This is a genomic window from Streptomyces nanshensis, from assembly GCF_001751255.1.
GTDB classification, from domain to species: Bacteria; Actinomycetota; Actinomycetes; order Streptomycetales; family Streptomycetaceae; genus Streptomyces; species Streptomyces nanshensis_A.
On the sequence record NZ_LJGW01000205.1, the window covers coordinates 1 to 1,234 of the forward strand.

Consider the following 1,234-nt stretch of genomic DNA (forward strand, 5'->3'; position numbering starts at 1 on the left):
CGCCGCGGTGGACACGGCGCTGGCCGGAGGCGTCGTCCCGGAGCGGGGCACGGGGGCGCGCGAGGCGCTGGACACGCTGGTACGGATGGTCACGGAAGGCGCCGCCGACCCCGCCGATCCGCTGTGCGCGGCGCATCTGCACTGCCCGCCGCTGGCGGTGGCCGCGGCGGCGGACCTCGCCGCGAGCGCGCTCAACCCGTCGCTGGACTCATGGGACCAGGCGCCCGCCGCCTCGGAGTTGGAGACCCGTACGTGCCGCGCGCTGGCGGCGCTCGTGTACGGCGACGGACAGGAAGAGGAAGAGGGAGGGGAAGCGNGGCGGGCATGGCGCGGGACGCGAACTCCCGTTCCCCGACGCCCTGGTGACCACGGGCGGTACGGAGTCCAATCAGCTCGCCCTGCTGCTCGCACGCGAACGGCTCGGCACGGACGTCCGCGTCGTCTGCGGCGCCAACGCGCACCACAGCGTGCACCGCGCGGCATGGCTGCTGGGGCTGCCCGAGCCGCTGCGCGTCCCGGCGCCCGGCGGTGTGCTCACGCCGGGGGCGCTGCGCAGGGCGCTCACGGCCGGGGTGCCGCCGGGCGCTGCGGTCCTCGTGGTCGCCACGGCCGGTACGACGGACACGGGCGCGATCGATCCGCTGCCCGAACTGGCCGACGTGGCACGGGAGTTCGGCGCCCGCTTCCATGTCGACGCGGCGTACGGGGGCATGCTGCTCTCCAGCCGCCGGCTGCGTCACCGGCTCGCGGGTCTGGAACGGGCCGACAGCGTCACGCTCGATCTGCACAAGCTGGGCTGGCAGCCGGTGGCGGCGGGGGTGTTCGCGGTGCCCGACGGGCGGGACCTCGCGCCGCTGGACCACCGCGCCGACTATCTCAGCGCGCGGGACGACCGCGACGCCGGTCTCCCCGATCTGCTGGGCCGTTCGCTGCGTACGACGCGCCGCCCCGACGTCCTCAAGACGGCGGTCACGCTGCGCGCCCTGGGACGCGGCGGAATGGCGGCGCTGGTGGAGCGTACGTGCGCGGTCGCGCGGACGCTGGCCGAACTGGTCGCGGCGGAGCCCCGGTTGGAGCTCTTCGCGCCGCCCGAGCTGTCGACGGTGCTCTTCCGTCCGGCGGGTGCGGACGCCGCGGCGGTGGCCTCGGTACGGCGGCGGCTGCTGGCGGAGGGCCGTGCGGTGCTGGGCCGCGCCGAGCCGGACGGCGCCGACGGTCCACCGGACGTGGGCGG

General features: G+C 76.6%; 1 pseudogene. It reads left to right on the forward strand.

Annotated features, from left to right (window positions below):
• A pseudogene (locus AN218_RS12055) lies at positions 1–1,234 on the forward strand (pyridoxal phosphate-dependent decarboxylase family protein); the annotation flags it as partial.